The 23,696-nt window shown below is 68.2% G+C and carries 25 protein-coding genes and 1 tRNA gene; 12 read left to right on the top strand and 14 right to left on the bottom strand.

All coding sequences use genetic code 11. From position 1 onward, the window contains the following. Positions 1 to 114: 114 nt before the first annotated feature. Positions 115 to 702, top strand: coding sequence for a hypothetical protein (locus tag V5D55_RS18265; RefSeq protein WP_435745799.1), 588 nt, complete (start codon positions 115 to 117; stop codon positions 700 to 702). Here V5D55_RS18265 and V5D55_RS18270 read toward each other — a convergent pair. Next, complete coding sequence (locus tag V5D55_RS18270) at positions 683 to 2,260, bottom strand: helix-turn-helix domain-containing protein (RefSeq protein ID WP_435745802.1); 1,578 nt, start codon at positions 2,258 to 2,260, stop codon at positions 683 to 685. The two genes, V5D55_RS18265 and V5D55_RS18270, sit on opposite strands and share 20 nt — an antisense overlap. 181 nt (positions 2,261 to 2,441) lie before the next feature. Here V5D55_RS18270 and V5D55_RS18275 point away from each other — a divergent pair, with 181 nt between their 5' ends. The 5 genes from V5D55_RS18275 to V5D55_RS18295 are packed head-to-tail and all read left to right on the top strand — an operon-like array spanning position 2,442 to position 8,331. After that, positions 2,442 to 4,307 carry an SIP domain-containing protein gene (locus V5D55_RS18275; RefSeq protein WP_435745804.1) on the top strand — a complete coding sequence of 622 codons (1,866 nt, stop codon included), beginning with the start codon at positions 2,442 to 2,444 and terminating at the stop codon, positions 4,305 to 4,307. Positions 4,308 to 4,344: 37 nt separating this feature from the next. Further along, the gene (locus tag V5D55_RS18280; RefSeq protein ID WP_435745806.1) at positions 4,345 to 5,343 is read left to right on the top strand and encodes an ABC transporter substrate-binding protein; all 999 of its coding nucleotides are present in this window, start codon (positions 4,345 to 4,347) and stop codon (positions 5,341 to 5,343) included. 41 nt (positions 5,344 to 5,384) lie between these two features. Beyond that, entirely contained in the window at positions 5,385 to 6,380 is a 996-nt protein-coding gene (locus tag V5D55_RS18285; RefSeq protein WP_435745808.1) for a FecCD family ABC transporter permease, read from the top strand. 53 nt (positions 6,381 to 6,433) lie between these two features. Beyond that, complete coding sequence (locus V5D55_RS18290) at positions 6,434 to 7,471, top strand: FecCD family ABC transporter permease (protein WP_435745811.1); 1,038 nt, start codon at positions 6,434 to 6,436, stop codon at positions 7,469 to 7,471. 29 nt (positions 7,472 to 7,500) lie between these two features. Further along, positions 7,501 to 8,331 carry an ABC transporter ATP-binding protein gene (locus tag V5D55_RS18295; protein WP_435749336.1) on the top strand — a complete coding sequence of 277 codons (831 nt, stop codon included), beginning with the start codon at positions 7,501 to 7,503 and terminating at the stop codon, positions 8,329 to 8,331. Positions 8,332 to 8,338: 7 nt separating this feature from the next. Here V5D55_RS18295 and V5D55_RS18300 read toward each other — a convergent pair whose 3' ends face one another. Together V5D55_RS18300 and V5D55_RS18305 are read right to left on the bottom strand one after the other, a co-directional pair. Beyond that, complete coding sequence (locus V5D55_RS18300) at positions 8,339 to 8,677, bottom strand: ribonuclease E inhibitor RraB (RefSeq protein WP_435745813.1); 339 nt, start codon at positions 8,675 to 8,677, stop codon at positions 8,339 to 8,341. A 115-nt stretch (positions 8,678 to 8,792) separates the two neighbouring features. Beyond that, positions 8,793 to 8,869, bottom strand: a tRNA-Pro gene (locus tag V5D55_RS18305). Between the two features lie 107 nt (positions 8,870 to 8,976). On the opposite strand from V5D55_RS18305, the gene V5D55_RS18310 reads away from it, so the two are divergent. The 6 genes from V5D55_RS18310 to V5D55_RS18335 are packed head-to-tail and all read left to right on the top strand — an operon-like array spanning position 8,977 to position 12,777. Continuing rightward, positions 8,977 to 9,558 (top strand): GNAT family N-acetyltransferase, encoded by a 582-nt coding sequence (locus V5D55_RS18310; protein WP_435745816.1) that lies wholly within the window; start codon positions 8,977 to 8,979, stop codon positions 9,556 to 9,558. Beyond that, complete coding sequence (locus V5D55_RS18315; protein ID WP_435745818.1) at positions 9,555 to 9,752, top strand: hypothetical protein; 198 nt, start codon at positions 9,555 to 9,557, stop codon at positions 9,750 to 9,752. Before V5D55_RS18310 ends, V5D55_RS18315 begins: the two co-directional genes overlap by 4 nt. 20 nt (positions 9,753 to 9,772) lie before the next feature. Then, positions 9,773 to 10,228: a hypothetical protein gene (locus tag V5D55_RS18320; RefSeq protein WP_435745820.1), complete on the top strand. Its 456-nt coding sequence runs from the start codon at positions 9,773 to 9,775 to the stop codon at positions 10,226 to 10,228. Between the two features lie 39 nt (positions 10,229 to 10,267). Then, a complete protein-coding gene (locus V5D55_RS18325; protein ID WP_435745822.1) occupies positions 10,268 to 10,936 on the top strand; it encodes a lysoplasmalogenase family protein in 669 nt (222 codons plus the stop codon). Continuing rightward, entirely contained in the window at positions 10,936 to 11,310 is a 375-nt protein-coding gene (locus V5D55_RS18330; protein ID WP_435745825.1) for an RNA-binding S4 domain-containing protein, read from the top strand. The genes V5D55_RS18325 and V5D55_RS18330 overlap by 1 nt, the downstream gene beginning before the upstream one ends. Positions 11,311 to 11,349: 39 nt before the next feature. Beyond that, positions 11,350 to 12,777, top strand: a complete 1,428-nt coding sequence (locus V5D55_RS18335) for a DUF222 domain-containing protein (protein ID WP_435745827.1) — start codon at positions 11,350 to 11,352, stop codon at positions 12,775 to 12,777. Positions 12,778 to 12,790: 13 nt separating this feature from the next. On the opposite strand, the gene V5D55_RS18340 is transcribed toward V5D55_RS18335, so the two are convergent. From V5D55_RS18340 to V5D55_RS18390, 11 genes are all read right to left on the bottom strand, one after another. Continuing rightward, positions 12,791 to 13,714 (bottom strand): NUDIX domain-containing protein, encoded by a 924-nt coding sequence (locus V5D55_RS18340; protein ID WP_435745830.1) that lies wholly within the window; start codon positions 13,712 to 13,714, stop codon positions 12,791 to 12,793. A gap of 61 nt (positions 13,715 to 13,775) precedes the next feature. After that, the gene (gene der, locus V5D55_RS18345) at positions 13,776 to 15,248 is read right to left on the bottom strand and encodes a ribosome biogenesis GTPase Der (protein ID WP_435749338.1); all 1,473 of its coding nucleotides are present in this window, start codon (positions 15,246 to 15,248) and stop codon (positions 13,776 to 13,778) included. Positions 15,249 to 15,288: 40 nt separating this feature from the next. Then, positions 15,289 to 15,993, bottom strand: a complete 705-nt coding sequence (gene cmk, locus V5D55_RS18350; protein WP_435745833.1) for a (d)CMP kinase — start codon at positions 15,991 to 15,993, stop codon at positions 15,289 to 15,291. Beyond that, positions 15,986 to 17,122 (bottom strand): prephenate dehydrogenase, encoded by a 1,137-nt coding sequence (locus V5D55_RS18355; protein WP_435745836.1) that lies wholly within the window; start codon positions 17,120 to 17,122, stop codon positions 15,986 to 15,988. Before V5D55_RS18355 ends, cmk begins: the two co-directional genes overlap by 8 nt. Further along, a complete protein-coding gene (locus tag V5D55_RS18360) occupies positions 17,119 to 17,934 on the bottom strand; it encodes a pseudouridine synthase (protein ID WP_435745839.1) in 816 nt (271 codons plus the stop codon). The genes V5D55_RS18355 and V5D55_RS18360 overlap by 4 nt, the downstream gene beginning before the upstream one ends. Positions 17,935 to 18,078: 144 nt before the next feature. Then, complete coding sequence (gene scpB, locus V5D55_RS18365) at positions 18,079 to 18,726, bottom strand: SMC-Scp complex subunit ScpB (RefSeq protein WP_435745841.1); 648 nt, start codon at positions 18,724 to 18,726, stop codon at positions 18,079 to 18,081. Next, entirely contained in the window at positions 18,716 to 19,564 is an 849-nt protein-coding gene (locus tag V5D55_RS18370) for a segregation and condensation protein A (RefSeq protein ID WP_435745843.1), read from the bottom strand. Before V5D55_RS18370 ends, scpB begins: the two co-directional genes overlap by 11 nt. Next, entirely contained in the window at positions 19,548 to 20,381 is an 834-nt protein-coding gene (locus tag V5D55_RS18375; protein ID WP_435749340.1) for a ParA family protein, read from the bottom strand. Before V5D55_RS18375 ends, V5D55_RS18370 begins: the two co-directional genes overlap by 17 nt. Positions 20,382 to 20,493: 112 nt before the next feature. Continuing rightward, positions 20,494 to 21,396 carry a site-specific tyrosine recombinase XerD gene (gene xerD, locus V5D55_RS18380; RefSeq protein WP_435745845.1) on the bottom strand — a complete coding sequence of 301 codons (903 nt, stop codon included), beginning with the start codon at positions 21,394 to 21,396 and terminating at the stop codon, positions 20,494 to 20,496. Positions 21,397 to 21,398: 2 nt separating this feature from the next. Continuing rightward, complete coding sequence (locus V5D55_RS18385; RefSeq protein WP_435745848.1) at positions 21,399 to 21,980, bottom strand: NUDIX domain-containing protein; 582 nt, start codon at positions 21,978 to 21,980, stop codon at positions 21,399 to 21,401. Positions 21,981 to 21,987: 7 nt separating this feature from the next. Further along, the gene (locus tag V5D55_RS18390; protein ID WP_435745850.1) at positions 21,988 to 23,685 is read right to left on the bottom strand and encodes a CTP synthase; all 1,698 of its coding nucleotides are present in this window, start codon (positions 23,683 to 23,685) and stop codon (positions 21,988 to 21,990) included. Positions 23,686 to 23,696: the final 11 nt, after the last annotated feature.

The raw sequence follows: 23,696 nt of genomic DNA on the forward strand, positions 1-23,696 counted from the left end.
TTCACGGCGTCTGCGCGCGCGGACGACTCGGGAAAGAGCCCCTTCTCATAACTCGAACACTATCGTACTGTTTTACTAAGTCGAACATGGATGTACGAGTAAAGGAGCACGCTGGTGAATGCCACGCTGACGGACGATGTCGCCCACCCGCCGATCGCGCGCCCGCACCGCAGTGCATGGGGGAAGACGTGGCCTGCGGCACTCGGCGTCCTCGTCGCGATCGCAACCGTGTACGGCATAGCCGATGGCCGGGAAGTGGCTTCCGTGGTCGCAGCATCCGGCCTGGTGTATCTGGCGGCCGCAGCGACGCGACGTCGCTGGGCGGCGTGGGTCGCCTTCGGCATCACGGTTCCGCTGATGGGTCTCGCCAAGTTCACCGGGCTGGACGCCACGATCGGCATGCTCTGCCTGGCCGCGGCACTGCTGATCGCCGGACTCATCATCTCCGGCGTCCGCCCTCGGTGGGCACTCCCCCTGCAGACCGCAGCGATGGTCGTCCTGGGTGGGATCGCACTGCTCGCCGTCCAGCTCGATGCCACGGTCGGCGGCCTGCTCGTGGCGGCGGCGCTGCTCGGTCACGCCGCGTGGGACATCCACCACCACCGCACCGGACGTGTCGTGGACAGATCGCTCGCTGAGTTCTGTGCGGTTCTCGACATCATCGTCGCCGTCGTCGTCGCCGTCATCGCCCTCGCCTCGTGAGCGAGAACGCTGCAGCGGAGATGTTCTCGGCCTCGCGCTCCTGATACTCGCGCGGAGAGACGCCGTGGAAGCGGGAGAACGCCGCGCTGAAGGTCGCGAGGTGGGCGTATCCGACACGGCGGGCGACGGCGCTGGGCTTGGCGCCCCCGACGAGCAGATCGCGGGCGATGCGCATGCGGGCCGCGTAGCGCCAGCGCGCGAAGGTCAAGCCGGTCTCTTCACGGAAGGCCCGATGGATTTCGGCAGGAGCATCGAGCTCTGACCCGCCCGAACTGCCGATACTGCGCAGATAGTCCATGGCGAGTCGCCGCGCCCGGGAGTCGGTCGGCATCGGCACCGAGAGCGCGCGCTGCGCGGCGACCTGGTCGGCGAACAGGTCGAGAACGTGCCGAGGGTCGTAGTCGTCCGAGCGCACAGGAGTGCGAGCGCTGACCGAACAGAACAACAGGTAGTCGTCCCACCCGGGAGAGAACTGCGCCTGTAGCGGAGCGGTCAGTTGCAGGTCGCCCGTGCCGACGTTCCCGAGCGGGAGCGAGATCGAGTTCTCACGAACGCCCGTCGTGTGCTCCGCGCCGGCGGGGATCCAGGTCGCCTCGCCCCGCTCCTGCTCGTACGTCCGCCCACCCAGGTCCAGGTAGGCGCTGCCACGGTACGTCCAGATGAGAACGTGGACGTCGTTCGCGTGCGACGGGGTGTGAGCCGCGGGCAGCATCTCCGGCACAGCGGGCGTATCCGTCGCCCGCAGCATCCGCATCATGTCATCGGCCTGGCGGGCTGCCGCGACCCGAGGCGTCGCGCCACTCGCACCGCGCCGGGCGCCGATGTCCCGACTGAACCGATGCGGGGTGACTCCGAAGAGCTGTCGGAAGGCGCGCGTGAAACCACTCTGAGTCGCGAAGCCCACGCGCACCGCCACCTGGCCGACGTCGTACCCCGCGGCGAGGTATTCGAAGGCCGCGTCGAGGCGGCAGCGCAGCCGCCACTGTTCGAAGGTGAGGCCGGTGTCGGCGCGGAAGTCGCGGAGCAGCGTGCGCGGGCTGGACAGCATCCGTGTCGCCCATTCGACGACAGTGAGGTCGAGCGCAGGGTTGCGGAGCAGCTCCTCGGCCACGCCCCGCGCCCCGCCTGCCCTCGGCAGGGCCGGCGGATCGAACGCGCCGGCGCGGATCCCCGATGTCCCCGGCGCCCCCGGAGGGCGTGCTCCCGGGCGGCGGAGCAGATCGGCCAGCGCATCCTGGGAATACGCATGGCCGGCCAGCGGCGTGATCATGAGGTTGAAGTTGTGGATCAACCAGTCCTGCCAGCCGTCCGGGACCACGAAGACCCGCGGCTCGGACAGAGTCTCGGACGCGATGCTCGAAGGAATCAGCAGCGGGATGACGACGGTGCCGGGGTCGGTGTCGATCGTCCAACGACCGCCGACATCCACGGGAATCCAGGCACCCTCGCCTTCCGCCAGCCGGATCTCCGGATGGCCGTCGATTCCGACGCGGGCCGAACCCGCGCGGACCCAGAGCAGAAGATGCTCGGACTGGTCCCAGACGCCGCTCGCCCGCATTCGAGGAATCGGCGGCCGGTGACCCGCACCTCGGAGTGGTCCATCCGCGTCCATCGTGTCCTAACTATATGGCGAGCTACGCACACCATGATAGGCGAGGATTGCCTAACCTTATCGAGGGCCCTTTCCCGATGCGGCCGACTTCTTCCCCTCCCCCTCAGCCTCAAGGACTGCCCTCAGCATGCCGAAGACCTCACGCCGGATCTCCGTGCGCCCCCTGACCCTGAGAGAGGTCGAAGTCGTCCGCGTGGTCGATCTGACGACCGGGATGCGGCGCATCACATTGTCCGGGAGCCAGTTGGGCTCATTCACGTCGGAGAGCGGCTTCGCACAGCCGGCATTCGACTCGACCGGGTTCGACGACGACATCCGCCTGATCTTCCCCTACCCCGGCCAGGCCGAGGCGGTGCTGCCGGTGCAGACCGCGAAGGGCCTCGACCTGCCGAGAGATCCTCGACCGCTGTCGAGGATCTACACCGTTCGCCGCTGGGACCCCGTGACGGGTGAACTCGATGTCGACTTCGTCAAGCACGGAATCGGTGTCGGCACGACCTGGGCCTACCGCGCGCAGCTCGGAGATCGCATCCATTTCTTCGGTCCGAACTCCTCGCGGGCACTCCCGCAGGATGCGGACTGGCTGCTGGTCGCCGGAGACGACACGACGATCCCCGCGATCGCGCGCCTGATCGAGGAGCTGCCCGAGGGCACGAGGGCGCAGGTGTTCATCGAGGTCGCCGAGAAGGAGCACCTGCAGGAGCTCCGCGAAGCGCCGGGAATCGACGTGACCTGGCTCGTGCGTGACGGCGCCGAGGCCGGCACGACCACGCGGCTGGTCGACGCCGTCAAGAACTGCGACTGGTGGGAGGGCAGGCCGTTCGCGTGGGTCGCCGGGGAACAGGCGACAGTGCGTGACATCCGCCGCCACCTCGTCGAGGACCGCGGACTGCCCAAGGAGTCCATCGAGTTCATCGGCTACTGGAGGCGCGGAGAGGTCGTCGCGCTGGAGACCGACGAGGCGATGCCCGACCCCGAGAAGACGAAGACCCCGATGGAGAAGCTCCACGACCTGACCGAACTGATCTCCCCCGTGGCGATCCGCACCGCTGTCGAGTTGGGCATTCCCGAACTGATCTCCCGTGGCGTGAGTGCCGTGCCCGACCTGGCCGTCAGGGCGGATGCCGATGAGCGGGCTCTGGGCAAGCTGCTGCGCTACCTGCATACGCTCGACATCGTCGCCGAGACTGAACCGGGCCACTACCGCCTGACGACGGTCGGCGAAGTCCTGACCCTCGACTTCATGGTCGACTTCCTGCACCCGGCGGGAGTGGCGGGACGCGAGATGCTCGGCATTCACGGGCTCACCGAGTCGATCCGCACCGGCCGGCCGTCGTACGCGTCGGTCACCGGGCAGACCTATGCCGAGGTGCGGACCGAGCAGGACTACGAGGATCGGTACCTGGAGCGGCTCGCGAAGTTCCAGGCCACGCTCGCCGCGCCGATCGCCGCATCCGACCTCCTCGCCGGCGTCAGCCACCTGGTGCTCCACTCCGGCGGCGCCGGCGCCCAGACCCGCGAGTTCGTCGACGCCCACGCGAACCTCCAGGTGACGATCTGCGCGCTGCCGGCGCAGGCGGACTGGCTTCGCCGCGACCTGGTCGACACGATCGACGACGCGCAGCAGCGGGCGCGCGTCGCCGTGGTCGAGCAGTCCGTGTTCGAGCCGAGCCCGCCTGCCGATGTCGTGTTCATCATCCGCGCCCTCAAATCGCTTCCGGATGCCGATGCCGCCCACGCGCTGCGGCGCGCCGCGGAGAACCTGCTCCCCGGGGGCCGCGTACTGCTGGTCGAAGAGCTCTTCGATACCGATGACCTCGACGAACACGACGGCGAAGCCGACCTGCTCGGCCTCACAGTGCACGGCTCCGGCCTCCGCACCCTCGCGGAGCTCCACGATGTGATCTCGCGAGCAGGACTCGCCCACGTCGCGACCCACACGGTCGGCTGGGGCACCGACGTCCACGAACTCGCACCTGCAGCCCGCCCTTGACGTTGACCCGACGAAACGAAGAGAGACTCCCACAGCCATGACCATGAGAATCCTGACGCCACGCAGCGCGACCCTCGCCGCGGTCGTGCTCAGCACAGCACTCGTCTTGACCGCCTGCGCCGGTGGCAGCGGATCCGGCAGCGGATCTGCCGGCGAGCCCTCGGGCGAGACGCGCAGCGTGAAGGCCGACAACGGCACGATCGAGGTGCCTGTCGACCCGCAGCGGGTCGTCACGATCGGCAACACGACTCTCCCCTTCATCGACCTCGGCGGCACGCCGGTCGGCGTCACGGAAGAGCCGGCAGCCGACGTCGAGCGATTGCCCGAGGACCAGCAGTCGACATACGCGTCGGCCACGGTTCTCGCGGCGAGCGCTGACGAGGTCGACATGGAGGAACTCGCCACCCTGAAGCCGGATCTCATCCTGGTGCAGATCCCCGATGACGAGTTCGGGCTGATCGAGAAGCAGCTGACCACGATCGCACCCACGGTGTTCTTCGGCCTCGACACCGAGTGGAAGGGCCTCGCCGACGGCGTCGCCGAGGCAGGCAACGCGACGGATGCGCTGGGCGATCAGAAGGCGCAGTTCGAGGAACGGCGCACCGAGATCCAGGAGAAGTACAGCGACATCATCAAGAGCACGTCGTTCGTCGATGTCATCCGCTGGACATCGTCCGATCCCGGAACGTTCGCCATCGCCGACATCGGCTGCTCCGAGATCGCCAGGGACGAGATCGGCCTGAACCTGCCTGAGGCGGCGGAAGGCGACGATCCCCTCGCGTGGACCTCGCTGTCGTTCGAGCAGCTGGGCGAGCTGTCCGCCTACGACGTGATCACCTACCCCGTCGACTCCGAGGGGCAGCCGACGGAACCTTTCGTGCCGGTGGTCGAGACCAACACCTGGAAGGCGCTGCCCGCGGTGACCTCCGGTCACGCGCTCGGCGTCTTCTGCCCCGGCAACAACTCCTACGGCTCCGTGCTGCGCTACCTGGACTCACTCGACAGCGCACTGGCGACCCTGCCGACCGCGGAGTGACGACTCTCCCCGTACGGCAACACCGCCCGGGCACCGTGAGGGTGCCCGGGCGTCGTCGCGTGCTCGGGCTGGTGATCGCGCTCGCAGCGCTGGCGGTTCTGCTGGTGCTGAGCGTGATGATCGGGTCGACGACGATCGCTCCTTCCGTGATCTGGGATTCGCTGTTCCATCCCGCGCCCGGGCTCGACCAGTTCGCCGTGCGCGACTTCCGGGTACCGCGCACTGTCGTAGGGCTGACTGTCGGCATCGCGCTCGGCCTGTCCGGCGCGCTGATCCAGGCGCTGACACGCAACCCCCTGGCCGAGCCGGGCATCCTCGGAGTGAACGCCGGGGCATCCTTCGCGGTGACGGTCGCGGTGGGCGTGCTCGGCATCCGCGACATCGAGGGCTACATGTGGTTCGCCTTCGCGGGGGCCTTGATCGTGACGCTCATGGTGCTCGCTCTCGGGTCGACGCGGCAGGGCTCGTCTCCGGTGGTCATGGTGCTCGCCGGAGTCTGCGTCGGGGCGGTGCTCGGCGGCGCCAGGGAGGCACTGCAGCTGACGAACCCGGCGGCCTTCGACGCGATGCGCTCGTGGAATGCCGGATCGATCGCGGGTCGTCCGCTCGAGGTGGTGGGGCCGATCCTGCCGTTCTTCGCGGTGGCACTCGTCCTTGCTCTCGTGGTCGCGGGTCCGCTCAACGCCATGGCTCTGGGTGATGATCTCGCCGTCACCCAGGGGGTGCGGGTGCTGCCGGCCCGCATACTCTCGGTGATCGCGCTCACCCTGCTCGCCGGTGGTGCCACGGCGATCGCCGGCCCCATAGCGTTCGTCGGACTCATGGTGCCGCACGTCGCACGGTGGATCGTGGGTCCGGACCAACGGTGGATCTTCGCGTACAGCGTGCTGCTCGCCCCGAGCCTGCTGCTGGCCTCCGACGTCCTGGGGCGCGTCGTGATCTTGCCCGGCGAGATCCCCGTGGGCATCGTCACGGCCTTCGTCGGCGCCCCCGTGCTCATCGCCCTGGTGCGGCGGAAGAGGGCGAGCGGGCTATGAATGGGCAGGGTGGCGGATTTCGTACCGGGCCCTCGGGGGCCGAGGCGGGTGTCGTGAACCTCGGACGCCGAACGCTGGTGCTGCGGCGCGGGCGCATCGGCGTGCGGCTCGAGCGGCGCTCCGTCATCGTCTGCGCGGTGCTCGCACTGGTGGCCGTGTGCCTCGCAGTGCTCGCGCTGATGACCGGCTCGTACGCACTCGGTCCCGGGCAGGTGATCTCGGCGCTGATGGGCGGCGAGACCGGCCTGGTGCACGAGATCGTCGTCGAATGGCGGCTCCCCCGCGTGACGGCGGCGCTGGTCTTCGGCGCCGCGCTCGGAGTGAGCGGCGCGATCTTCCAGTCCATGCTGCGCAACCCGCTGGCCGACCCCGGACTCATCGGCTTCTCGCAGGGCTCGTACACCGGCGCGCTGATCGTGATCCTTCTCGTCAACGGCACCTACACGCAGCTGATCGGAGGGGCGCTCGTGGGCGGCGTCGCCACCGCCGTCGTCGTGTACCTGCTCGCCTATCGGCGGGGCGTGCAGGGGTTCCGGCTGATCGTCGTGGGCATCGCGGTCTCGGCGATGCTCGGATCGCTCAACACGTGGCTGATCCTCAAGGCCGACCTCGATCAGGCGATGGCCGCCGCGGCGTGGGGCGCAGGCTCTCTCTACGGCGTCTCGTGGACTCAGGTCATGATCGGCGGCGTCTGCATCGTCGTGCTCCTGCTGCTGTCGGCGATGCTGAGCCGGCCGATGCGGCAGCTGGAACTGGGCGACGATGCGGCTGCCGCTCAAGGGGTTCGCGTGTCGCTGACCCGCCTGGGATTGATCGTGGTGGGTGTGGCCTTGACCGCCACGGTCACCGCCGCGGCGGGGCCGATCGCGTTCATCTCTCTCGTCGCGCCGCAGATCGGGCGTCGACTCGCCCGCACCGCCGGAATCACGCTCGCACCCGCCGGATTCATCGGCGCGCTCCTCTGCCTCGCGGCGGATTACATCGCCCAGCACGTCGCCCCGACCCCGTTGCCGGCGGGGATCGTCACCGTCATACTCGGTGGCGGCTACCTCGGCTGGTTGCTCTTCATCGAAGCCAGGAGATCGTTTTGAGCCCTGATTCCCCTCCCGAAGCTCCGCTCATCGGGGGCTCGCGTCTCCAGGTCGAGTCTGCGACGATCGGCTACGACAAGCGCATCATCTCCGAACAGCTGTCGGTGTCCATCCCCGATCAGTCGTTCACGGTGATCGTGGGTCCGAATGCCTGCGGCAAGTCGACCCTGTTGCGCGGATTGTCGCGGCTGCTGAAGCCGTCGTCGGGGCAGGTCCTTCTCGACGGCGCCGACATCAGCTCCTACAAGACCAAAGAGGTGGCGCGGCGGGTCGGGCTGCTGCCCCAGACTTCGATCGCCCCCGACGGCATCACCGTGGCCGACCTGGTGGCGCGCGGTCGGTATCCGCATCAGGGTTTCCTGCGGCAGTGGACGGAGGATGACGAGCACCTCGTGGCCAGAGCGATGCGGCGGACCTCCGTCGACGACCTTGCCGGTCGTCTGGTGGACGAGCTCTCGGGCGGTCAGCGGCAGCGGGTGTGGGTGGCCATGGCGCTCGCGCAGCACACCGACATCCTGCTGTTGGACGAGCCCACCACGTTCCTCGACATCGCCCATCAGATCGAGCTGATGGAGCTGCTCACCGACCTGCACAGCGTCGGCCACACCCTGGTCGCCGTGCTGCACGACCTGAACCACGCCGCCCGCTACGGCACCCACCTGATCGCGATGAAGGATGGAAAGGTCGTCGCCGAAGGCAGCCCCGAGCAGGTGGTGACGGCCGAGCTGGTCGAGGAAGTATTCGGCCTGCCGTGTTTGGTGGTGCCGGATCCGGTCGCTGGTACGCCGCAGGTGGTGCCGTTGGGGAGAATGCGGGGTAGGGAGAAGCCCCATGGTCACGAAGGACATCGCGGGGTATGAAAAAGTCCTAAACGGGGTCTCTGACCTCTACTGTCGCACCCCATCCGTCGTAGTTGCCGTCGTGAATCTCGACCACTGAGATCACTTCACGCAGGAACCGCGCTACCGACTCGTCGCTCAGAGATTCGCGGCGTGACGCTTGCAGTCCGATCTTGAGGCCGCGTCGCGCCGTCGCAACAGTGAAGCCCGACGTGACGAGATCATCAGCAGCTGACGCGGCCTTGCGTCGACGCGTGAAGTACGCGAAATGCTCGACCTCACGCGGTACGAGCAGATCATCGTTCATCCCGGCTCGCTGGTCGCGCTGCACCGGCCACATTGCCAGTTGGCGCTCGTACGACGACATCCGCTCAGTATTGCCGATGGCGTCGCTCGCAGGAAGCGTTGCTATAACCAGAATCTCGGCGAATACGACAGAGGCCCGGAACCTCGCGACTTCCGCGTGATTCCGAGCCTCAATGTGGTCGGGCTGACAGGATTTGAACCTGCGACCCCTTGACCCCCAGTCAAGTGCGCTACCAAGCTGCGCCACAGCCCGTTGTTCCGCACTTACGCGCGGGCAACTCCACTATCTTAGCCTGACCCGGCGGCCCTCCGCGAACCGGTCCGTTGCGAGTGTCGGACGCTCCGCGTAGCGTCGCGTGCATGCCGACGATCACGACCGAGGTAGCGACGACCGCCCGTTGGGACGATGTTCAGCGCGCGCTCACGGGCGGCGGTGACGGCGCGAGCTGCCAGTGCATCTGGCCCCTTCTGCGCAACAAGGACTGGAATGAGACGACCACTCCGCAGCGCACCGAGATGTTGCGCGCCGAGATCGACGAGGGGCCTCCTCCCGGGATCATCGCGTACGTCGACGGCGAGGCGGCCGGCTGGATCCGGCTCGGTCCCCGCACCAAGCAGGGACGGCTCCCCCACACTCGCATCATCGCGGCCGCGACCGAACAGCCCTTCGACGACGAGTCGGTCTGGGCGGTGACGTGTTTCGTCGTGCGCCGGGAGCACCGCGGAAAGGGACTCAACGGCGAGCTGCTGCGCGCCGGAGTCGACTATGCCCGCGAATCCGGCGCCCGCCTGATCGAGGGCTATGCCGTCGACGCCGCCGAGAACCACAGCGTTAACGACCTGTATCACGGCGTGCTCAGCACCTTCCTCTCCGCAGGATTCACGAAGACAGCAGAACTCAAACCAGGACGCACTCTCGTCACGATGGAGCTGCACTCATGACGGCGGAGAGCGAGCTCCCCGCAGCGATGGGCAAGGTCGCCCGCCGTGAACTCGCCCTCCACGGACTCACGCGACTCGAACAGTTCGACGGCCGCTCCGCGAAGGAGCTGCTCGCGATCCACGGCGTCGGGCCGAAGGCGATCCGCATCCTCCGCGAACACCTCGAGCCCGAGGGCCGACACCTCGCGCCCTGAACGGACGCTAGCGTGAAGACATGAGCGACGAGCAACCCACCATCGAAGACCCTGAACTCGGCACCCTCACCCGCGCGACCACCGAGCTGACGGATGGGAGCATCCTCACCCACGACTGGTTCGGCGGTGCGGTCACCGTGGATGGCGACGAACTCGACATCATGGTGGAAGGAACGAATCCGTCCGACATCACGCCGCTCCTCCCCCGGTTGCGCGCGGCGATCGCCGACCTCGCCTCGCTCCGCCGGCTCGCATCGGATGCTGTCGTCACGAACTTCAGCAACGGCGAACCCGAACCGCACGAACTCGACGAGGCAGCATCCGACCTCACTCTCGAGACGATCGAGGCCGCCGCCGACGGCACCGTGATCCTGCACCTCACCGACAGCTGCGGAGATCACTTCCCCGAGGGCTACTGGCCGGCGGTGCACCTCGGCGCGAACGGCGACGTCGAGCAGGTCACCGTCGAGTCCTGATCGAGCGGCGCGAGACAGTCCCGCGCCTACGATGAAGAGATGCAGCGCCGCGCCCTTCCCTCGACGATCATGTGGGCGTTCCTGCCCTACGTCGCGGCATCCGCGCTCCATGTCATCCTGCTCGCGGTGAACAGCCCGCTCGCCGGCCCGACCAAACTGCTGCTGATGCCGCTTCTCGCGATACCGGTGGTGGCGTCGGTTCGACGCCTGGCACCTCCCCTGGCGTCGATTCTGCTGGTCGCCGCTCTGCTGTTCTCCTGGCTCGGAGACGGCGTCGGCGCCTTCTTTCCCTTGGCACCCGAACTCCCACTGATGCTCCTCTTCTTCGGCATCGCGCATCTGGCATACATCGTGCTGTTCGTGCGATTCATCCCTCGACGCCGGATGCCGTGGTGGGCACTCGTGTACGCCGCGTGGTGGGTGGCGATGCTCGTGGCGCTCGGTCCGCACACCGGCGGATTGCTCATCGCGGTCGCCGTCTACGGACTCGTCCTCGGGGGTACCGCAGCGTTCTCCGCGCGGTGCCACCCGGTCGTCGCCGTCGGAGGCGCGTTCTTCCTGGCCAGCGACACACTTCTTGCGTTCCGGCTGTTCCTCCCCGACTCCCTGCCCTCATGGAGCAACCCCGCGATCATGCTCGCCTATACGATCGGGCAGGGCCTGATCGTCGCAGGCGCCCTGATCACCCTGAGAAAGAGGAATGTCTGATGCCGGATGCTGCGCGGGTCGACAGCTGGCTGTGGGCGGTCCGCGCGTTCAAGACTCGCTCGGCCGCGACGACCGCATGCCGTTCGGGGCATGTACGAGTGAACGGCGACAAGGTGAAGGCCGCGCAGACGATCAAGGTCGGCGACGAGATTCGGATTCGGATCGCCGGCTTCGATCGGATTCTGGGGGTCCGGCAGATCCTCGTGAAACGCGTCGGAGCTCCGGTCGCCGCGCTGGCATATGAGGATCGGACGCCGCCGCGCGAGCCCCAGGCGGCGCTCGGCCTCCGCGATCGCGGCGCAGGCAGGCCGACGAAACGAGAGCGCCGAGACATCGACAAGCTCCGCGGACGGGACGACTTCCTCCCCCACTAGAATATTGCTCGTCTCGAACATATGTTCTAAACTCAAGTTATGGAACAGCCGACCGATCTCTCCCTCGATCTCGAGGAGCGTCGCCGCGTTCTTGACGCCTGGGTGGCGAAGAAGCGCCGCATCGCGGTGCTCGAGGCGGAGGCGACGGAGCTGCTGGTCGAGCAGATCGCCATCCATGACTCCGATGTCTCTGACAGTCCGTACCACCGAGATGCGATCTACCGGTCGATGGTCGCGGAGTTCTCCGCGGCAGGTCGAATCCCGAAGGGTTCGATCGAGTACGCGTTCTCCGATGCCCGCACCTTGAGCTCGGAACTGCCCGCTGTGCGGGAGGCGTTCGCGAGCGGCGAGATCAGCGCCGCTCACATGCGTGAGATCGCCCGCGCCAGTGCCATCGTGTCCGAGGCCATCCGCAACCAGAAGGCGGATGCCGAGGTGATGGGTCTCTACGAGACGGCGGTCCTTCTCTTCGCCCAGCGGGAAACGGCCGCCCGAACCAGCGCGCACGCGAAGCAGGTCGCCGCGGCACTCGTCGGTGAGACGGTCACCGATCGGCACCGCAGGGCCGCCGACGAACGCTGCGTCAAGGTGCGCTCCGTGGAAGACGGTCTCGCGGTGCTCACCGCGATACTGCCCGAGTGGATCGCGAACGCCGTCGCCGACCGGCTCGACCAGATGGCCCGCCAGGTCATCGACACCCGAGGCGACCGCGAGCCCGTTCTCGACCCGTGGGCGGCCGATGAGAACGGCGACTCACTGTTCCTCGAGGACTTCGCGCTCGATGATCCTGCCTTCAACGATCCCGCGTTCGATCCCTACGCTGGCGCGATCTTCGGCGACGACACTTTCACGACTGACCCCGATGTGATCCACATCCCGGCCGACACTCGCACGTCGGATCAGGTCAAGGCCGACATCTTCGCCGACCTGCTCCTCGCCGCCGACCCGAGCGCCGCTCACGGCGACGGCCTCGACAACATCCAGGCGCGCATCCAGGTCACAATCGCCGCATCCACACTCGCCGGCGCGGATCAGCGCCCCGCAGAGCTCGACGGCCACGGCCCACTCCACCCCGACATCGCGCGAGACCTCGCCGGGCGCAACACCGGCTGGAGCCGCCTGTTCCTCGACGGCACCGGCATGGTGACCCAGACCGACACCTACACCCCCACGGAGGGGATGCGCCGGTTCCTGCGGGCCCGAGATCAGCACTGCCGCTTCCCCGGATGCCGCATGCCCGTCCACCGATGCGATATCGACCACAACCACGATCACGCGAAGGGCGGCAAGACGAGGCTCGACAACCTCAGCCACCTCTGCCGGTCTCATCACACGCTGAAACATCCCGACATCCCCGAGCCGCACCGATGGACGGCGCAGCAACGACAAGACGGCACGATCACCTGGTTCAGCCCGCTGGGACGCACGTACACCGACCGGCCATCCCGGCGAGTGATGTTCGTCTGAAGTCCGCCAGCCGTCAGCCGTTCGAGCGCTCTGCCAGCGCAAGCAGATCGACGAGCCACCCCGCCGACAGCACCCGCGCCGCACCCGCACCTTCGACACGCTCGCGCAGCGCGCGATCGCTCGTCACAGCCAGCACCGTCCGCCCGTCGGCGACCTGACGTTCGACCTCGGCCACGATCGCGTCGTCGCCCCCGGCATCCGCCTTGATCACAGACACGGAAGACGACTCCCCGCCGGTGTTGAGCCCCCGCGCCTGACCCTCGACCACCATCGATACCTCGGGGAACCAGAGATCCCCGGTGATCCCCAGATCAGACCCCGGCACGGCCAGCCCCTCGAGACGGCCCCGGAGCCGCGACGCGGCACCCGCGCGGTCCTTCCACCACCCATCCGGCACCGAGCCGACCACATTCGCGGCGTCGACCACGACCACCGGGAACACCTCGAGCTCTGCGCGCAGCGCCGGCCACGCCGCCCCGAACCCCGGATGCAGCGGAAGCTCTGCGACCTCATCGACGGGCACCCACTCGAGCGCAACGCTCTCCGGGTCGCTGATCACCGGGTCGAACGGCACCCGCACATCCGCGATGACGGTCGTGTACGACCAGATGCCGAGATCGAGCACGCTGATGAACCGCGCACGCACCGCACCATCCCGCACACCCGCCTCTTCCTGGGCCTCGCGGATCGCGCCGACGATCGCCGTCTCGTCCTCATGCAGCGCACCACCGGGCAGCCCCCAGGTGCCGCCGAAATGACTCCACGACACGCGATGCTGCAGCAGGATCCCGCGCGCGGGGTCGAAGGCGAGAAGTCCCGCGGCGCCGAAGCGACCCCAGTACTTCTCCCCCGACTCCGCGACCACCCAGGCGTCACCCGGATTCCGCGGCCCGTCCGGGCGACGCGGCTCACCGGCAGCAGGAGGTACGACAGTCACCCCTTCAGCCTTTCACAGCATCCGGCTATCGGCACCACGCCGCGACACAGGCGGGAACAGGTCAGCGCTGGCGCTTCTCGCGCACTCGCATGTTCACGACGATCGGGGTGCCCTCGAACGAATACAGCTCCCGCAGACGACGCTGGATGAAGCGACGGTAGCCGGGGTCGAGGAATCCGGTCGTGAACAGCACGAACGTCGGCGGACGAGTCGACGCCTGAGTGCCGAACAGGATGCGCGGCTGCTTTCCACCACGCAGCGGGTGCGGGTGCTCGGCCACGAGTTCGGCGAGGAACGCGTTGAACTTGCCGGTCGGGATGCGGCGATCCCAGTTCTCGAGCGCCGTCTCCAGCGCCGGAACCAGCTTGTCGAGGTGACGCCCGGTCTTCGCCGAGATGTTCACACGCGGTGCCCACGCGACGTGCGCGAGGTCCTGCTCGATCTCACGCTCGAGGTAGCGGCGGCGGTCCTGGTTCTCCAGGTCGTCGTCGTTCAGGCGATCCCACTTGTTGAACGCGAGCACGAGCGAGCGGCCCGACTCGAGCACGAGATCGATGATCCGCACGTCCTGCTCGCTGATCGTCTCCGACACGTCGAGGACGACGACCGCGACCTCCGCCTTCTCCAGCGCGGCAGAAGTGCGGAGCGACGCGTAGAAGTCCGCACCCTGGGCCATGTGCACACGACGGCGGATGCCGGCGGTGTCGACCAGACGCCACATCTTGCCGCCGAGCTCGACGACCTCGTCCACGGGATCGCGGGTCGTTCCGGCGAGCTCGTTCACGACGACGCGCTCTTCGCCCGCGGCCTTGTTCAACAGCGACGACTTGCCGACGTTCGGTCGACCGAGGATCGCGACGCGACGCGGTCCACCGAACTCCTGCTTCGCGACAGCCGAGACCTCCGGCAGCTTCTTCAGCACCGCGTCGAGCAGGTCCGCGACGCCGCGGCCGTGGATGGCCGAGACCGGGTGCGGCTCGCCGAGACCCAGGTTCCACAGCGCCGCCGCTTCCGGCTCCTGACGCGTGTCATCGATCTTGTTCGCGACGAGGAAGACGGGCTTGCCGCTCTTGCGGAGCAGCTTCACGACGTGCTCGTCGGTCGACGTGGCGCCGACCATCGCGTCGACCACGAAGAGCACCATGTCGGCCAGGTCGATCGCGACCTCCGCCTGCATGGCGACCGAACGGTCGATGCCACGGGCGTCGGGCTCCCAGCCGCCGGTGTCGACCAGCGAGAAGCGACGGTCGGCCCACTCGGCCTTGTACGTCACCCGGTCGCGAGTCACACCGGGGGTGTCCTCCACGACGGCCTCGCGGCGACCCAGGATGCGGTTGACGAGCGCGGACTTGCCCACGTTCGGTCGGCCGACGATCGCCACCACCGGCAGCGCCGGGCTGAACAGGATGCCGTCCTCGCCGAGCGTGATGCCCGCCAGGAGCGCAGCATCCTCATCGTCCAGGTCGTAGTCGGCGAGGCCGGCACGCAGCGTCTCAGCGCGCTGTTCGGCGAGCTCCTCGTCGATCAGTTCCATCTTCTCGGCGAGCTGGTCGGGGCCGCCTTCGTATTCGTCGTCAGCCACTGTGTGCTCCTCGGTGTTGCTCGATCACCGAGAGAACGGCGTCGATGGTCTGGGAAAAGTCAAGGTCCGTCGAGTCGACGACCTCGACGCCGTCTGCGGCGTTGAGGAAGTCGACGACGGCGCTGTCGGAAGCGTCGCGCTTGTGCAGGGCTGCGGCGACGGCATCCGCGTTCTCACCGGCGAGTTCGCCGGCACGGCGGGCGGCGCGCACCTCGGGTGCGGCGGTCAACAGGATGCGGACGGGCGCGTCAGGAGCGACAACTGTCGTGATGTCGCGGCCCTCGACGACGACCGCGGGATACGGTGCGTCGGAGACGAGCGCGCGGAACAGCTCGTTCACCTGCGCGCGCACGGCAGGCACTCTGGCGACGCCGCTCACCGCTCCGGAGACCCGCGGGTCGCGGATCGCCTCGGTGACCTCGAGGTCGCCGACCCGCACGGTGCGGTCGTCGGGATCGAGTCCGAGCACGACGGGGAATTCGGATGCCGCGGCGAGCACAGCGTCGGCGTCTGCGGTGTCGGCTCCGCGGTCGAGCACGTGCCACGCGAGCGCACGGTAGGCCGATCCGGTGTCGAGGTAGCCGAGACCGAGCCTGCGGGCGACGGCCTTCGACACGCTGGACTTGCCGGAACCGGCAGGGCCGTCGATCGCGATGAACTTGGTGGCGTCCGTGGACGAGAGGGAGGTGTCAGTCATTCGTGTTCCCTGCAATCCGCCATCCGCGTTCCTGAAGTCCTGTGATCGCCCCGTGCAGCGCAGCCGGCTCGACGCTGATCTCGGCGAGACCGAACTGCGCGCCCGGCGAGTGCTCGAGCCGCAGGTCCTCGACGTTGACGCCGAGTTCGCCGAGTTCGCCGAAGAGGCGCCCGAGCTGGCCCGCGGTGTCGTCGATCATCACGACGAGGGATTCGAAGCGCCGGTTCTGTCCGTGCTTGCCGGGAAGCCGCTCGACGCCGTCGTTGCCCTGACGGATCGTCTCGGCGACCACGCGCCGGGCGCCCGGTGCCCCCGGCTCGCGGAGCGCATCCGAGATGTCGCCGAGGTCTGCGGCGAGGGCATCGAGGATCTCCACGACCGGACCGGCGTTCGCACCGAGGATCTGCACCCAGAGTTCGGGAGCGGATGCCGCGATGCGAGTCGTGTCGCGCACGCCCTGGCCGGCGAGGCGCAGAGCGCCCTCCTCCGCACCGGCGAGCCGCGCAGCGAGCAGGCTGGCCACGACCTGGGGCACGTGGGAGGTGAGCGCGACCGAGCGGTCGTGCTCCTCGGGAGTCATCTCCAACGGCATCGCGCCGACATCCAGCGCGAGCGCCTCGACGAGCGCGAGGTCGGAGGCCTTCGTGTCCTCATCGCGGCACACGACCCAGGGGCGACCGATGAACAGGTCGGCGCGGGCCGAGATCGCTCCCCCGCGCTCACGACCGGCCAGCGGATGCGAGCCGATGTAGCGGGTGAGGTCGACTCCGCGGGACTGCAGGGTGCGGAACGGCTCGAGCTTCACACTGGCGACATCCGTCACGACGGCGTCGGGGTAGCGTGCGAGCTCGGCTTCGATCACGTCGGCGGTGACATCCGGCGGCACGGCCACGACGATCAGTGTGGGCGCGTCGTCCTCGGCGGCGAGGCGACCGGCGCCGTAGTCGACAGCGAGACGCAGTTGAGCCGGCGAGGCGTCGGTGAGGACGACGTCGACGCCCTTCGTGCGGAGGGCGTGACCCACGCTCGCTCCGAGCAGGCCGGCGCCGACGATGCGAACGGTGCCGGAGAGGCGGGGCGCGACAGCACCGGCCTTCCGCACCGTGGGCGCACTCGTCGTATCGGTCACTCGTTCTCCTGCTGCTCGCCTGGCGCCTCGGCGACACCGGAATCCTGGCGCGACAAGGTCAAAAGCGCGCCGAGTTCGATTTTACTCAGTTCCCGCGACTTCCCCGCAGGGAGGGCTCCCAGGTGGAGCGGGCCGAACTGGCGGCGCACGAGTTCCGTCACCGGGTGACCGACCGCGGCGAGCATGCGCCGCACGATGCGATTGCGGCCGGAGTGCAGCGTCAGCTCCACCAGGCTCGCGCCCCGCGACGTGTCGAGAAGGCGCGCCTTGTCGGCGGAGATGGGCCCGTCCTCGAGCTCGATCCCCTTCGTGAGCTTCGAGATCGTCTGCGCGGTGACCTCTCCCTCGACCTTGGCGATGTACACCTTCGTCACTCCGAACGAGGGGTGGGCCAGCACGTGGGCCAGGTCGCCGTCGTTCGTGAGGATCAGGAGGCCGCTCGTCTCGGCATCCAGCCGGCCCACGTTGTACAGACGCTCCTCGTAGTCCTCGGTGAAGCGGCGGAGGTCAGGACGGCCACTCTCATCCTTCATGCTGCTCACCACGCCTGTGGGCTTGTTGAGCATGACGTAGCGCTTGGAGACATCGAGCTGGATGGCCGTGCCGTCGACATCGACCAGGTCGTGCTCGGGGTCGATGCGTCTGCCCTGCTCGGTGACGACCTCACCGTTGACGCGGATGCGGCCCTCGGTGATGTAGTTCTCGACGACGCGGCGCGAGGCCACGCCGGCGGCGGCCAGCACTTTCTGCAGGCGCACGCCGTCGGGAAGCTCCGGGGAGGATGAGCCCTCCCGGGTCGGGAAATCGGTCATCGGATAACTCCTTCGTCGAAATGGATATCCGCAGCCCGGGTCGCCGACCCTGTGGAGGGAGAGATTTCGATCATCGGATGACTCCTTCGTCGAAATGGATATCCGCAGCCCGGGTGGCCGACCCTGTGGAGGGAGAGATTTCGATCATCGGATGACTCCTTCGTCGAAACCGTCTGCACCGTCGTCGAGCAGCGGGGAGATCGGGGGCAGCTCGTCGAGCGAGTTGATGCCCAGGTGCTGCAGCAGCGCGTCGGACGTGCCGTAGTTGATGGCGCCGGTCTCGGAATCGGCGAACAGCTCGGTGATGAGGCCGCGCGCGAGGAGCGTGCGCACCACGGAGTCGACGTTCACGGCACGGATCGAAGCGACTTGGCTGCGCGTCACCGGCTGCTTGTACGCGATGACGGCCAGCGTCTCGAGCGCCGCCTGTGACAGCCGCGCCGGTGCCTGCCCGCCGATGAAGTCGGCGACCAGGGCGTCGTGATCCTCCCGGACGTACAGCCGCCAGCCTCCACCGACCTCGCGCAGCTCGAAGCCGCGGCGCGGACCGCTGCCTCGGCCGTCGTAGTCGTCGACGAGCGTCTCGAGCGACTGCCGCACGGCGGGCACCGGAGAGCCGACGGCAGCGGCCAGCGCCATCAGTCCGATCGGCTCGTCCACGATGAGCAGGATCGCCTCGAGCCGCTCGACGAGCGGGGTCGTGGGCTCGGCGGGTCGCTCCGACGTCGGCTCGGTCAGCTCGGTCGGCTCGGTCAGCTCGGTCTCCGAGCCCGTCTGCGTGTCATCTGTCATAGTCGGCCCCCAGGGTCGCGAGTGTCTCGTCCGACCAGGTGTCGGCTGCCCAGCGGAGCGTCAGCTCGCCGAGCGGTTCCAGTTGTTCGAAGGACAGCGCCGCGTGCCGGTACAGCTCCAGCACGGAGATGAAGCGTGCGACGACGATGCCGGGTTCCGTCACCCCCGCGACCAGTTCGCGGAAGCTCACGGCCTCGGTGCCGCGCAGCAACGTCACGACGATCGCCGCCTGTTCGCGGATGCTGACGAGAGGCGCGTGCAGATGGTCGAGCCCGACGTGCGGGATCTCCTTCGGCGCGAAGGCGAGGAGCGCGAGGGCGGCGAAGTCGTCGACGGTCAGCGACCACACGAGCTCGGGAGTCTGCTTCCGGTGCTTCTCATCGAGGCGGACCGCGCGCACGTGCCGTCGGTCCTCGCGCTGCAGGCAGCGGGAGAACCACGCCGAGACCTCTTTGAACGCCCGGTACTGCAGCAGCCGCGCGAACAGGAGGTCCCGCGCTTCGAGCAGTGCCACGGCCTCGGCATCCACCAGTTCGCCCTGCGGCAGGAGCCCGGCGACCTTCATGTCGAGAAGGGTGGCCGCGACGACCAGGAACTCGGAGGCCTGCTCGAGCTCCTCATCGTCGTCGAGCTGCCCCAGGTAGGCGATGAACTCGTTGGTGACCGCGCTCAGCGAGACCTCGGTGATGTCCATCTCGTGCTTCGAGATGAGGTTCAGCAGCAGGTCGAACGGACCGTCGAAGTTCGACAGGGAGACGCGGAAGCCGGAGTTCTCGTCCGGCCCTTCGTCAGGCTCAGGAACCCCGATGTCGAGGTTCTCGTCAGGCGACGGCGCCACGGGCGACCAGTTCCCGCGCCAGCCGCAGGTAGGCCTGGGCGGCGGCGTGCTCCGGCGCGAACTCGGTGATCGGAACGCCGGAGACCGAGGCGTCGGGGAACTTCACGGTACGACCGATCACGGTCTCCAGCACGTCATCGCCGAACGTCTCGACGACGCGCTCCAGCACCTCGCGCGAGTGCAGCGTGCGCGAGTCGTACATCGTCGCGAGCAGTCCGTCCATCGTGATGGAGGGGTTCAGCCGGTCGCGGACCTTGTCGATCGTCTCGATCAGCAAGGCCACACCGCGCAGCGCGAAGAACTCGCATTCGAGCGGGATGATCACGCCGTGCGCGGCCGTCAGCGCGTTCACGGTGAGCAGTCCGAGAGAAGGCTGGCAGTCGATCAGGATGACGTCGTACTCCCCCGCCACCTGACGCAGCACCCGGGCGAGGATCGTCTCGCGGGCGACCTCGTTGACCAGATGCACCTCGGCAGCCGAGAGGTCGATGTTCGCCGGCATCACGTCGAGGCCCTCGACGCCGGAGGACACGATCGCGTCGTGCGCGTCGCGCTTCGTGTCGAGCAGCAGGTCGTAGATCGTCGGCACGTCGTGCGTCTGGATGCCGAGACCGGCGGAGAGCGCGCCCTGCGGGTCGAAGTCGACCGCGAGCACCCGGCGACCGTATTCGGCGAGGGCTGCGGCGAGGTTGATGGTCGTCGTCGTCTTGCCGACGCCGCCCTTCTGGTTGCAGAGCGCGATGATGCGTGCCGGGCCGTGGGACTTCAGCGGCTCGGGGATGGCGAACCCGTGATACGGGCGGCCGGTGGGTCCCATGGGGGTCTCGTCGGCCTTCTCTGCCTTCGCCCTGGACTTCGCCGTTTTCTCAGCCACCGGTTCTCCTGCTCCTTCGTGCTCGGTCGATTCTAGCCGCCCGGCTCCCGGTCGTTCAGCGGGCGCGCGGATGCGAGGTCGCGTAGATGTCGCGCAGGGTGTCCACGGACACGTGCGTGTAGATCTGCGTCGTCGCTACCGATGCGTGTCCGAGCAGCTCCTGCACCACCCGTACGTCGGCGCCACCCTGGAGGAGGTGCGTCGCGAACGAGTGCCGCAGGGTGTGCGGCGACACCTCGGCGGTGATCTGTGCGCTCTCGGCAGCGGCGCGGATGACGAGCCATGCGCTCTGCCGGGAGAGCGGCGCTCCCCTGGCTCCGAGGAACAGACGAGCGGACGCACGCCCCTTGGCCGCGAGCCCCGGGCGCACCCTGGTCAGGTAGGCGTCGACCGCTTCTCGCGCGAACGAGCCGATCGGCACGATGCGCTCCTTGGACCCCTTGCCGCGCAGGCGCAGTACGTCGCCGTGCGCAAGGTCGTCGACGTCGAGTCCGATCGCCTCCGAGACGCGGGCGCCCGTCGCGTACAGCAGTTCCAGCAGCGCGCGGTCGCGGATGCCGACCGGCTCGTCTGCCGACGGCGCGGCGAGAAGGCGTTCCACCTGGTCGATCGTCAACGCCTTCGGGAGTCTGCGGGCTGCCTTGGGCGGGCGCAGCCGTCCGCTCGGGTCGTCGATCTCGATCCCCTCACGGGCGAGGAACCGATGCCAGCCGCGCACCGAGGACTGCAGCCGCGCGAGGCTCGACGACGCCGGAGGCGGCTCCGCCGTCGACCGCTCCGCGAAGAACTGTCCGATCACGGCCGGTGTCACCTCGCCGGTCTCGACGATTCCCTGCGCGGTCAACCAGTCCAGATATCCGCCGAGATCCCGCTGGTACGCGCCGATGGTGTGCGCGCTGAGGCCGCGCTCGACCGTGACGTGACGCAGGTAGGCGTCGAGCGCGCGCCGCAGCAGCATCGTCAGCTCCGGTCGCGCAGCCTCTGCGACGCTGCCAGCACTCCGATCGTGAGGATGCCGTTGCGCATCCGTCCGGCGAGCACGGCGTCGACCGCGTCCGAGAGCGGAACCCACTCGACGCGGATGTCGGCTTCTTCATCCTCGCGGTCGTGTGCGGACCCGGTTTGGGAGATGCCGGTGGCCAGGAACACGTGAATGAGCTCGTCGTTCCCACCGGGAGTGGTCCACGACGACACCAGGGGCTCCCAGTGCGCGGCGACCAGATCGGCCTCTTCCGCGAGCTCGCGCTTCGCCGCCTCGAGCGGCTCCTCGCCCGCGACGTCGAGAAGGCCAGCAGGCAGCTCCCAGTCGCGGTGACGGATCGGATGCCGATACTGCTGGATCAGCAGAACCCGGTCCTGCTCGTCGAGCGCGAGGATCGCGACAGCGCCGGTGTGCTCGACGAACTGTCGCCGGATCTCGCCGGTGCCGTAGCGCACCCGCTCATCGCGGACGTTCCAGACGGCGCCCTCGAATGCCAGGTCAGTCTGCAGGATCTCCGGCTCGAAGGGCTCGTCGCGGAGCTCCGCGAACGCGTCAGTCATCGGCGCGTCAGTCATCGGCGCTGACGTCGAACAGCTCGCTGGCGCGGTGACGCTCGATCGCGGCGCCGACGAGTCCGCGGAACAGCGGGTGCGGGGCGGTGGGACGCGAGCGCAGCTCCGGGTGGGCCTGCGTGGCGATGTAGTACGGGTGCACGTCGCGCGGCAGCTCGACGTACTCGACGAGATCGAGTTCGGGGTTGAGGCCGGAGAACACCAGGCCCGCCTCGGACAGACGATCGCGGTAGGCGTTGTTCACCTCGTAGCGGTGGCGGTGACGCTCCGACGCTTCCGGCGCACCGTACAGCTCGCGGGCGAGGGACCCCTCGGCCAGTGCAGCCTGGTACAGACCGAGCCGCATGGTGCCACCCAGGTCGCCGCCGTCGAGGATCTCGATCTGCTCCGCCATCGTCGCGATCACGGGCTCCGAAGTCTCCGGGTCGAACTCGCTCGAGGAAGCACCGGCGATGCCGGCGACGTCGCGCGCGTACTCGATCACCATGCACTGCAGGCCGAGGCAGAGACCGAGCGTGGGGATGCCCTGCTCGCGTGCGAACTTCAGAGCGCCGAGCTTGCCCTCGATGCCGCGGATGCCGAAGCCGCCGGGCACGCAGATGCCGTCGAGTTCGGCGAGCTGCTCCTGCGCGCCCTCCGGGGTCTCGCAGAGGTCTGAGGGGATCCAGCGGATGTTGACCTTGGTCTCCTGCGCGAAACCACCGGCTTTGAGGGCCTCGGTCACTGACAGGTAGGCGTCCGGCAGATCGATGTACTTGCCGACCAGACCGATGGTCACCTCGTGCTTGGGGTTGTGCACGGCGTGCAGCACCTTGCTCCAGCGCGACCAGTCGACCTCTTCGGCGGCCTTCTGATCGAGGCCGAGGCGGCGCACGATGTACGAGTCCAGTCCCTGGTCGTTGAGCGTGGACGGGATGTCGTAGATGCTGGGCAGGTCGACCGTGTTGATGACGCCTTCGACGTCGACGTCGCACATCAGGGCGATCTTGTTGCGGTTGCTCGCGCTCACAGGGCGGTCGCTGCGGAGCACCAGCGCGTCCGGCTGGATGCCCACCTGACGGAGCGCGGCGACGGAGTGCTGAGTCGGCTTGGTCTTCTGCTCGCCGGAAGCGCCCATGAAGGGCACGAGCGAGACGTGCACGAAGAACACGCTGTCGCGACCGAGCTCGTGGCGGAGCTGACGGGCGGCCTCCAGGAAGGGCTGCGACTCGATGTCGCCCACGGTGCCGCCGACCTCGGTGATGATCACGTCGGGGCGCGGCTCCTCGTGTGCCTGCAGGCGCATGCGCCGCTTGATCTCGTCGGTGATGTGCGGGATGACCTGCACGGTGTCGCCGAGGTACTCGCCGCGCCGTTCGCGTGCGATGACCTGCGAGTAGATCTGGCCAGTCGTGACGTTGGCGGCCTGCGACAGGTTGATGTCGAGGAAGCGCTCGTAGTGGCCGATGTCGAGGTCGGTCTCGGCGCCGTCGTCCGTGACGAAGACCTCGCCGTGCTGGAAGGGGTTCATCGTGCCGGGATCGACGTTCAGGTACGGGTCGAGCTTCTGCATGACGACGCGCAGTCCCCGAGCCGTCAGGAGGTTCCCGAGGCTGGCGGCGGTGAGTCCCTTACCCAAAGACGAAACGACACCACCTGTCACAAAAATGTGCTTGGTCGTGTCGTTCTTGGGCCCCGCGGAAGAAGAGTTCATCACGGGCTTCG

The organism is Microbacterium sp. PMB16 (assembly GCF_051294855.1).
In the GTDB taxonomy this organism is placed as follows: domain Bacteria; phylum Actinomycetota; class Actinomycetes; order Actinomycetales; family Microbacteriaceae; genus Microbacterium.

Bases quoted from the DNA above. Each gene is read 5' to 3' on its own strand.
- V5D55_RS18275 (WP_435745804.1), top strand. From the start codon at position 2,442: ATGCCGAAGACCTCACGCCGGATCTCCGTGCGCCCCCTGACCCTGAGA.
- scpB (WP_435745841.1), bottom strand. From the start codon at position 18,726: ATGACAGATGACACGCAGACGGGCTCGGAGACCGAGCTGACCGAGCCG.
- V5D55_RS18390 (WP_435745850.1), bottom strand. From the start codon at position 23,685: ATGAACTCTTCTTCCGCGGGGCCCAAGAACGACACGACCAAGCACATT.
- V5D55_RS18330 (WP_435745825.1), top strand. From the start codon at position 10,936: ATGCCGGATGCTGCGCGGGTCGACAGCTGGCTGTGGGCGGTCCGCGCG.
- V5D55_RS18335 (WP_435745827.1), top strand. From the start codon at position 11,350: ATGGAACAGCCGACCGATCTCTCCCTCGATCTCGAGGAGCGTCGCCGC.
- V5D55_RS18375 (WP_435749340.1), bottom strand. From the start codon at position 20,381: ATGGGACCCACCGGCCGCCCGTATCACGGGTTCGCCATCCCCGAGCCG.
- V5D55_RS18325 (WP_435745822.1), top strand. From the start codon at position 10,268: ATGCAGCGCCGCGCCCTTCCCTCGACGATCATGTGGGCGTTCCTGCCC.
- V5D55_RS18300 (WP_435745813.1), bottom strand. From the start codon at position 8,677: ATGTCGTCGTACGAGCGCCAACTGGCAATGTGGCCGGTGCAGCGCGAC.
- V5D55_RS18360 (WP_435745839.1), bottom strand. From the start codon at position 17,934: ATGACCGATTTCCCGACCCGGGAGGGCTCATCCTCCCCGGAGCTTCCC.
- der (WP_435749338.1), bottom strand. From the start codon at position 15,248: ATGGAACTGATCGACGAGGAGCTCGCCGAACAGCGCGCTGAGACGCTG.
- V5D55_RS18320 (WP_435745820.1), top strand. From the start codon at position 9,773: ATGAGCGACGAGCAACCCACCATCGAAGACCCTGAACTCGGCACCCTC.
- V5D55_RS18385 (WP_435745848.1), bottom strand. From the start codon at position 21,980: ATGACTGACGCGTTCGCGGAGCTCCGCGACGAGCCCTTCGAGCCGGAG.
- cmk (WP_435745833.1), bottom strand. From the start codon at position 15,993: ATGACTGACACCTCCCTCTCGTCCACGGACGCCACCAAGTTCATCGCG.
- V5D55_RS18315 (WP_435745818.1), top strand. From the start codon at position 9,555: ATGACGGCGGAGAGCGAGCTCCCCGCAGCGATGGGCAAGGTCGCCCGC.
- xerD (WP_435745845.1), bottom strand. From the start codon at position 21,396: ATGCTGCTGCGGCGCGCGCTCGACGCCTACCTGCGTCACGTCACGGTC.
- V5D55_RS18280 (WP_435745806.1), top strand. From the start codon at position 4,345: ATGACCATGAGAATCCTGACGCCACGCAGCGCGACCCTCGCCGCGGTC.
- V5D55_RS18310 (WP_435745816.1), top strand. From the start codon at position 8,977: ATGCCGACGATCACGACCGAGGTAGCGACGACCGCCCGTTGGGACGAT.
- V5D55_RS18270 (WP_435745802.1), bottom strand. From the start codon at position 2,260: ATGCGGGCGAGCGGCGTCTGGGACCAGTCCGAGCATCTTCTGCTCTGG.